This window comes from Dietzia sp. E1 (genome assembly GCF_014145015.1).
Taxonomy (GTDB): Bacteria; Actinomycetota; Actinomycetes; order Mycobacteriales; family Mycobacteriaceae; genus Dietzia; species Dietzia cinnamea_A.
The window spans coordinates 1-7940 of the sequence record NZ_JAALDU010000396.1; the positions used below are offsets into that span (position 1 = coordinate 1).

Consider the following 7940-nt stretch of genomic DNA (forward strand, 5'->3'; position numbering starts at 1 on the left):
GATCAGGTCGACGCCGTGGCCGCGCGCGTCGAGGCGCTCGTCGCCCGCCACCCGGAGGCCGCCGGCTACGCGCCGGGCTCGATTCTGTAGGCCCAGGTCGGTGTCCGCTGCGACCGCGGACCGCGCAGCCGCTCCTCGGCATGGCGTCTCGCCTGCCCCGCGGTGCGCGCCAGACGCCATCGTGGCGGGCGGGAGTGTTGGCCTCGGGTAGCCGCTCCCGGGGATGGCGTCTCGCTCCCGGCCCTGATCGCCTCCCTGAAACACACGGAGCTCCGGTGCGATCCAGTCGGGACTCGCCACCGCGAGTTCGGCGGTCGGGATCGACCCGGCGGCGTTCATGGAGCAGTTCCACGTGCCGATCGCCTTCTCGCTGATGCCGCTGGGCGTGGGCAGTCTCATCCTTGGGCAGCTCGGCATCTGAGGACCGCCCGACGATCGGCCCCGGGCCGCCGCGGGCGCGCACTAGTCTGATCACCATGCGTGAGACCGTGATCCCCGTCCCCGAAACCTCCGGCCTGCAGGCGAGGCTGCACCACGCCGATGATCCGCGTGCCCTGCTGGTGTTGGTCCACGGCTTCGGCGAGCATTCCGGCCGTTACGGGCGGACCATCCGGTTCCTCACCGATCGCGGGATCACGGTCGCGGTGTACGACCTGCGCGGCCACGGCACGGCTCCCGGCCCGCGGGCGCGGGTCGACATGGAGACCCATATCCGGGACAACCTCGCGGTCCGGGACGCGGTGCTCGAGTGGGCCCGGTCGGATGAGGGTGGTGGCGCCGAGGCGCTGCCCAGGCTTCTGATGGGGCACTCGATGGGCGGCTTGATCGCCGGCGAGTCGGCGCTTCGGCGGCCGTGGGACCTCAAGGGCCTCATTCTGTCCTCGCCGGGACTCGTCGTCGGTGAGGGAACGCCGGAGCCGCTGCGTGCACTCGCCCCTGTGATCGCGCGACTCCTGCCCTTCCTGCCGGTGGAGAAGCTCGATCCGCGCGAGATCTCCCGCGTGCCCGAGTACGTGGAGGACTACTCCTCCGACCCGCTGGTCCATCACAAGGGAGTGCCCGCGGTGTCTGCGGGCACGATGCTCGCCGGCGGGCTGAAGCTCATCGAGCGGTCCCGTGCCCTGCGTCTGCCGACCCTCGTGCTCAACGGTTCCGCCGACACCATCACCTCCCCGACGGGGTCGCGCCGGTTCGCGCAGGTTGCAGGCACGGATCACGATCCGCGCCCGGAGATCACCTACCGGGAGATCGAGGGCGGGCTGCACGAACTGTTCAACGACCTCTGCGCGGACGAGGCGTACGCGGCACTGGGGGAGTGGCTCGACGCCCGGCTGGGCTGAGTCTCCGCGCGGGGCCGGCCGGTTCGACGCACCGCCTCGTCGGTGATCGTCGTCCGGCTACGCTGGCCGTCATGCGACCCGATCTGTCCTCCTACCGCCACCTCGTCTCCGGGAAGGTCCGCGAGCTGTACGAGATCGACGACGAGACGCTGCTCATGGTGGCCACCGACAGGATCTCGGCGTACGACCACGTGCTCGGGACGCCCATCCCCGACAAGGGCCGGGTGCTCACCGCGATGAGCGCGTTCTTCTTCGACGCGCTCGACGTCCCCAACCACCTGGCGGGACCACTCGACGACGAGCGCATCCCGGCCGAGGTGCTGGGGCGCGCGATGGTGGTGCGTCGGCTCGACATGGTCCAGGCGGAGTGCGTGGCCCGCGGATACCTCACCGGGTCGGGGATCACCGAGTACCGCGAGTCGGGCACGGTGTGCGGCATCGAGCTGCCCGACGGCCTGGTCGAGGCCAGCAAGTTGCCGGAGCCGATCTTCACCCCGGCCACCAAGGCGGCGCAGGGGGACCACGACGAGAACATCTCGTTCGACCAGCTCACTCGCATCGTCGGTGCGGAGCTCGCCGAGCGGCTGCGATCCACCACCCTCGACATCTACTCGCGGGCCGCGGAGATCGCCGCCGACCGTGGCGTGCTGCTGGCGGACACGAAGTTCGAGTTCGGGCTGGCCGACGGGGAGCTCATCCTCGCCGACGAGGTGCTCACGCCGGACTCGTCCCGGTACTGGCCGGCCGACGACTACTCGCCGGGCCGCGTGCAGCCGAGCTTCGACAAGCAGTTCGTGCGCAACTGGCTGACCGGGCCGGAGGCGGGTTGGAACCCCGGCGCCGACACCCCGCCGCCGGTGCTGCCCGACGAGGTGGTGGCCGCCACGCGTGATCGGTACATCGAGGCCTACGAGCGGATCTCCGGCCTGTCGTTCGCGGACTGGATCGGCGGTGACGACGCGTGAGCGCATTCGACGCCACCTCGCGGGCCTCCGCGAACGAGCCCGCCTCTCCCACCACCGAGTCCGCCTCGTCCGTGACTGACACGGCCTCACCCCCGGCAGCGGTGAACCCGCCCACGCCGCCGGTGGCCGAGCGTCGCCCGCACCGGCGCGAGCACCACGGTCGCGTCTTCATCGACGACTACGAGTGGCTGCGCGACAAGGACGCCCCGGCGACGCGCGAGTACCTGGAGGCGGAGAACGACTACACCGACGCCATGACCGCCGACCTCAAGCCGCTGGAGGACGAGGTCTACGAGGAGATCCGCTCGCGCGTGAAGGAGACCGACATGTCGGTCCCCGTGCGTTCCGGCGGCTGGTGGTACTTCTCGCGTACGGAGGAGGGCCGCTCGTACGCGAAGCACTGCCGCGTCCCGGTTCCGCAGCAGTACGTCGATGACCCGGCGGACCCGGCCGGGTGGGCGCCGCCGGAGGTCTCCCCGGACGAGGAACTGCCCGGCGAGCAACTGCTCATGGACGGCAACGCCGAGGCCGAGGGGCACGAGTACTTCGCGCTCGGCGCGTTCTCGGTCAGTCACGACGGGACGATGCTGGCGTGGGCCACCGACACCGAGGGCGACGAGCGCTACACGCTGCGCTTCCGCTCGCTGGACCCGGAGGTCACCGCGCCGGACGAGGAGATCTCCGGCATCGCGGCGGGCGTGACCTGGTCCCGCGACGGCCGGTACGTGTTCTACGTGACCGTCGACGACGCGTGGCGACCGGACACCGTCTGGCGTCACCGCCTCGGGACGACGAGGGACGACGACGACAAGGTGTTCCACGAGCCCGACGAGTCCTACTGGATCGGGGTGGGCGAGACACGCAGCGAGAAGTACCTGCAGATAGCGGCGGGTTCCAAGGTCACCACCGAGGTGTGGTGCCTGGACTCGAACGATCCCGCGGGTGAGTTCTGGTGCGTCCGGCCGCGCGAGGAGGGCGTGGAGTACGACGTCGAGCACGCGGTGATCGGCGGCGAGGACCGCTTCATCATCACGCACAACGACGGCGCGCCGAACTATGTGGTGGCCGAGGCGCCCGCGGGCCCGATCGAGGGCTCCCTGCGGGACCTGCGCACGCTCGTCGAGCACCGCGACGACGTCCGCGTCGAGGGCGTGGACGCCTTCGCCCGGGTGCTGGTGCTGGGCTACCGCGAGGGGGCGCTGCCGCGCTTCGCGCTCATGCCGATCGACCCGGACTCCACGGCGGGGACCGGCGAGTACACGCGCTTCGAGCCCGTGGAGTTCGACGAGGAGCTGTTCACCTCCGGTCCCGGATCGAACCCGGAGTGGAACTCGCCGGTCCTGCGGTTCGGTTACGGCTCGTTCATCACGCCGGGGCGGGTCTACTCGCTCGACCTGACCACCGGCGAGCGCACGCTGCTGCGCGAGCAGGAGGTCCTCGGAGGCTACGACCCGAGCGGTTATGTGCAGCGTCGGGACTGGGCGACCGCAGCCGACGGCACCCAGGTGCCGATCTCCCTGGTGATGTCGAACGACACCGCCGCCCGCGTTGACGCCGGCGAGCAGGTGCCGACCCTGCTGTACGGCTATGGCTCGTACGAGTCGAGCATCGATCCCGCGTTCTCGGTGGCCAGGCTGTCGTTGCTCGACCGGGGGATGGCCTACGCCGTGGCGCACGTGCGCGGCGGCGGCGAGATGGGCCGGCTCTGGTACGAGAACGGCAAGAAGCTGACCAAGCGCAACACCTTCACCGACTTCGTCGACTGCGCGCGGCACCTCATCGATGCCGGGCTCACCGCGCCGGACCGGCTGGTCGCCGAGGGCGGCAGCGCGGGCGGTCTGCTCATGGGGGCGGTCGCCAACCTCGCCCCCGACCTGTTCGCGGGGATCCAGGCCGTGGTGCCGTTCGTCGACCCGCTCACCTCGATCCTCATGCCCGAGCTGCCGCTCACGGTGATCGAGTGGGACGAGTGGGGCGACCCGCTGCACTCCGAGGAGGTCTACGACTACATGGCCTCGTACGCCCCGTACGAGAACATCGAGGCCAAGGGGTACCCGGCCATCCTCGCGGTGACCTCGCTCAACGACACCCGCGTGTTGTACGTGGAGCCCGCCAAGTGGGTGGCCAAGCTGCGGGCCGTGGCGCCGTCGGCCAACTCCACCGACCGGCCGGTGCTGCTGCGCTGCGAGATGAGCGCCGGGCACGGCGGCGTGTCGGGCCGCTACGAGCGGTGGCGGCAGACAGCGTTCGAATACGCATGGACCGTCCGGACCGCCGGCGCCGGTTAGCCGCACCCGCCACAATCCGCTACTCCCGCTCCGGATCCGCTACTCCCACCTGGGTAGCGGATGCCGAGCGGGAGTAGCGGATTTCGGGAGGTGGACGCTCCACGGCGGGGTGACGGGGGAACGCCCGGGCTCAGGCCGGGTCGTCGGCCGGCTCCATGGTGCGGGCCATCGCGGCCGCGGGGATCACCCCGCCGACGAAGACGCCGAGGATCGCCAGACCACCCATCGCGTAGGCGAGGCGGTGACCGTCGCCGAACTCGAAGCTCGACCCCCAGACCAGCAGTAGCCCGATCGCCATGAGGACGGCGACGAGGGCCTTCAACGCGCTCGAGCGGGCGTGGAGGAGGGTCTGCGTCTCGTACTCGTCGAGGTAACGGGCCGGGGCGGCGTCCTTCATGTCGATCACCGTGCGCAGCATCGACCAGCAGACGCAGATCGCCGCGGTCATGGGGATCCATGCGATCGCGACCGGCAACCAGAAGTAGCTGGCGACCGCGATCGCGGCCATGACGACGATGCACCCCCAGTTCAGGCGGATCAGCAGGCGGCGCCGGGCCGGGGTGCGCCACGCGCGCAGACTGCCCTCCGTCCTGGCGACCTGTTTCTCGTAGCGGCGCTCGGCGGGGGACAGTGTCTCGGTGCCGGGGCTGAAGGTGGTCATGATCGGTCCTCTCGGGGGCGGCGGTAGATCTCGGCGGACATCGGTTGGAACTCCTCGCGGGAGAACACGGCCTCGACCGGGAGGTCGAACACCGCGCAGATCCGGAAGGCCAGATCCAGGCTGGGGTAATGGTCGCCGCGTTCGAGCGCCCCCACCGTCTGGGGGTTGACCTCGATCCGCTCCGCCAACGCCGCCCTGCTCAGACGGTGCTCGGCGCGCAGCACCGCGATCCGGTTGAAGATCGGGAGCTTTTCTCCCCGACGCACTGGACTCATGCACCTAAGTGTTGGGAAAACCCAACGAATTGTCAACGCCGAGATCCGAGTAGGCTGGGTCACATGAGCAACGGCAGCGTCCACGACATCCCGTTCACCACCATCGACGGCGAGCAGGCCAGCATGGCCGACTACGCGGGCCACGCCGTCCTCGTGGTCAACGTCGCCAGCGAGTGCGGTCTCACGCCGCAGTACGAGGGTCTGCAGGAGCTCGCGGACGACTTCCGCGACCGCGGACTGTTCGTGATCGGGTTCCCGTGCAACCAGTTCATGGGCCAGGAGCCGGGGGACGAGGACACCATCAAGGAGTTCACGTCCGGCAAGTACGGGATCACCTTCCCCCTCGCGGCCAAGGTCGACGTCAACGGCCCGGACCGGCACCCGCTGTACGCCGAACTGACCAAGGTCGCCGACGCGGACGGCGAGGCCGGCGACGTGCAGTGGAACTTCGAGAAGTTCCTGATCTCTCCCGAGGGAGAGGTCGTCGGCCGGTTCCGTCCCAAGGTCGAGCCCGGGGCCCCCGAACTGGTGGAGGCGCTCGAGGAGACACTCCCGATCTGACGGCCTGAGCAGGCCCGACGGGGCCCGGCCATCAGGCGTACACCTCGTCGTCGTCGCCCTGTCACCACGGTCTGACACGATGCGGCCATGACCCCGCGCCTCATCGTCTCCCTCTCGGGTCTGCGCGACACCACCCTCGACCACGCCGTGGACCTGGTCGGCGAGCTCGAACGCCGGTCCGTGCCCGTCTCCCTCCTCGTCGCGCCGCGGCGTGGCCGCGAGTACGAGCTCGCCGCCGATCACGGCACCCAGGACTGGCTGCGGCACCGCCGCCGCCAGGGCGACGCGATCGTGCTGGGCGGCTACGACGACGCGGCGACCGGGCTCCGCCGCGCCGAGTTCGCCTCCATCGGCCCGGCCGAGGCCACCGTGCGTCTCACCGCCGCCGACCGGCTCATGGCCGACATGGGCCTGCGCACCCGGATCTTCGCGCCGCCGCGCTGGAACGCCTCCCCGGGCTGCCTCAAGGCCCTGCCCGACGTGGGTTTCCGGCTGTGCGCCGCCCTCACCGGGATCCACGACGTCGTCCGCGGCACCACCGAGCGCGGCCGCGCCCTGTCGATCGGGGAGGGGTTCGTCGCCGACGCCTGGTGGTGCCGGGCGCTCGTCGCCGCCGCCGGCCGCACCGCCGCAGCGGGCGGGCTCGTCAGGCTCAACGTCTCCGCCAAGCAGCTCTCCCGCACGGCACCGCGGGCCGCGCTGCTCGACGCCGTGGACCTCGTCACTGGTGAGTACGGAGCCCGGGTCGCGCGCTACGAGTGGTCACCCACCGCGCTGGTCGGCGCCGCCTGAGCTTCGGCCGTGGCGCCGGCTGCGGGTAGGATCGACAGGTGAGTCCCGGCAGGTCCGGGCCCGCCCCGCGAAACCGCCCCGAACGAGGAGTTCCCACGTGGCCCGAGTCGTCGTCGAAGTCATGCCCAAGGCCGAGATCCTCGATCCGCAGGGTCAGGCCATCCACCGCGCGCTCGGCCGCCTCGGCCACGACGGCGTCACCGACGTCCGGCAGGGCAAGCGGTTCGAGCTCGAGGTCTCCGACTCGGTCACCGACGCCGAGCTCGAGGAGATCGCCTCGTCGCTGCTGGCCAACACGGTGATCGAGGACTGGAAGGTCGTCCGCGTCGACACCGCGGGGGTCGCCTCGTGAGCGCGCGGATCGGCGTCATCACCTTCCCCGGCACGCTCGACGACATCGACGCCTCGCGTGCCGTGACCCGCGCCGGCGGCGAGGCCGTCTCGCTGTGGCACGACGACGCCGACCTAAAGGGTGTCGACGCGGTGGTCGTGCCCGGCGGCTTCTCCTATGGCGACTACCTGCGCTGCGGCGCCATCGCCTCCATGGCCCCTGTCATGGGCGAGGTCATCAGCGCCGCCCGCGGTGGCATGCCCGTGCTCGGCATCTGCAACGGCTTCCAGATCCTCTGCGAGGCCGGGCTGCTGCCCGGTGCCATGGGCCGCAACCGCGACATGCACTTCATCTGCCGCGACGAGTGGCTGCGCGTCGAGAACACCGACACCGCCTGGACGTCGCGTTTCGAGAAGGGCGCCGAGATCCTCATCCCCCTCAAGTCCGGCGAGGGGCGCTACATGGCGACCGCGGAGACGATCGAGGAGCTCGAGGGCGAGGGGCGCGTCGTGTTCCGCTTCGCCGGCGACGCCCCCAACGGCTCCACCAACCACATCGCCGGCATCACGTCGGAGAACGGGCGCGTCGTGGGCCTCATGCCGCACCCCGAGCACGCGATCGACCCGCTCACCGGACCGTCCGACGACGGCCTCGGCCTGTTCCTGTCCGCGCTCGACGCGGTCGTCAAGGTCTAGGAGACTGCTGAACAAGGCGCTATTGGGGTTGG

The 7940-nt window shown here is 70.7% G+C and carries 9 protein-coding genes; 7 read left to right on the forward strand and 2 right to left on the reverse strand.

All coding sequences use genetic code 11. The features are described 5' to 3' along the window. Positions 1-476: 476 nt before the first annotated feature. The 3 genes from G6030_RS12735 (at position 477) to G6030_RS12745 (ending at position 4593) form a co-directional block, all read left to right on the forward strand. The gene (locus G6030_RS12735) at positions 477-1340 is read left to right on the forward strand and encodes an alpha/beta hydrolase (RefSeq protein ID WP_182643372.1); all 864 of its coding nucleotides are present in this window, start codon (positions 477-479) and stop codon (positions 1338-1340) included. 71 nt (positions 1341-1411) lie between these two features. Further along, positions 1412-2305, forward strand: coding sequence for a phosphoribosylaminoimidazolesuccinocarboxamide synthase (locus tag G6030_RS12740; protein ID WP_182643373.1), 894 nt, complete (start codon positions 1412-1414; stop codon positions 2303-2305). Positions 2306-2406: 101 nt separating this feature from the next. After that, the gene (locus G6030_RS12745; protein ID WP_182643378.1) at positions 2407-4593 is read left to right on the forward strand and encodes a prolyl oligopeptidase family serine peptidase; all 2187 of its coding nucleotides are present in this window, start codon (positions 2407-2409) and stop codon (positions 4591-4593) included. Between the two features lie 130 nt (positions 4594-4723). Here the strand turns inward: G6030_RS12745 and G6030_RS12750 are convergent, their stop codons facing one another. Together G6030_RS12750 and G6030_RS12755 are read right to left on the reverse strand one after the other, a co-directional pair. Further along, on the reverse strand, positions 4724-5254 hold the full coding sequence (locus tag G6030_RS12750) for a hypothetical protein (RefSeq protein WP_182643374.1): 531 nt from the start codon (positions 5252-5254) through the stop codon (positions 4724-4726). Next, complete coding sequence (locus G6030_RS12755) at positions 5251-5529, reverse strand: helix-turn-helix transcriptional regulator (RefSeq protein WP_182643375.1); 279 nt, start codon at positions 5527-5529, stop codon at positions 5251-5253. The genes G6030_RS12750 and G6030_RS12755 overlap by 4 nt, the downstream gene beginning before the upstream one ends. A gap of 63 nt (positions 5530-5592) precedes the next feature. On the opposite strand from G6030_RS12755, the gene G6030_RS12760 reads away from it, so the two are divergent. From G6030_RS12760 to purQ, 4 genes are all read left to right on the forward strand, one after another. After that, positions 5593-6090 carry a glutathione peroxidase gene (locus G6030_RS12760; RefSeq protein ID WP_182643376.1) on the forward strand — a complete coding sequence of 166 codons (498 nt, stop codon included), beginning with the start codon at positions 5593-5595 and terminating at the stop codon, positions 6088-6090. Positions 6091-6177: 87 nt separating this feature from the next. After that, entirely contained in the window at positions 6178-6882 is a 705-nt protein-coding gene (locus tag G6030_RS12765; protein ID WP_182643377.1) for a DUF2334 domain-containing protein, read from the forward strand. Between the two features lie 97 nt (positions 6883-6979). Continuing rightward, positions 6980-7234: a phosphoribosylformylglycinamidine synthase subunit PurS gene (gene purS / locus G6030_RS12770; protein WP_007631242.1), complete on the forward strand. Its 255-nt coding sequence runs from the start codon at positions 6980-6982 to the stop codon at positions 7232-7234. Beyond that, the gene (purQ, locus tag G6030_RS12775; protein WP_007631243.1) at positions 7231-7908 is read left to right on the forward strand and encodes a phosphoribosylformylglycinamidine synthase subunit PurQ; all 678 of its coding nucleotides are present in this window, start codon (positions 7231-7233) and stop codon (positions 7906-7908) included. The genes purS and purQ overlap by 4 nt, the downstream gene beginning before the upstream one ends. Positions 7909-7940: the final 32 nt, after the last annotated feature.

Bases quoted from the DNA above. Each gene is read 5' to 3' on its own strand.
- G6030_RS12735 (WP_182643372.1), top strand. From the start codon at position 477: ATGCGTGAGACCGTGATCCCCGTCCCCGAAACCTCCGGCCTGCAGGCG.
- G6030_RS12740 (WP_182643373.1), top strand. From the start codon at position 1,412: ATGCGACCCGATCTGTCCTCCTACCGCCACCTCGTCTCCGGGAAGGTC.
- G6030_RS12750 (WP_182643374.1), bottom strand. From the start codon at position 5,254: ATGACCACCTTCAGCCCCGGCACCGAGACACTGTCCCCCGCCGAGCGC.
- G6030_RS12755 (WP_182643375.1), bottom strand. From the start codon at position 5,529: ATGAGTCCAGTGCGTCGGGGAGAAAAGCTCCCGATCTTCAACCGGATC.
- G6030_RS12760 (WP_182643376.1), top strand. From the start codon at position 5,593: ATGAGCAACGGCAGCGTCCACGACATCCCGTTCACCACCATCGACGGC.
- G6030_RS12765 (WP_182643377.1), top strand. From the start codon at position 6,178: ATGACCCCGCGCCTCATCGTCTCCCTCTCGGGTCTGCGCGACACCACC.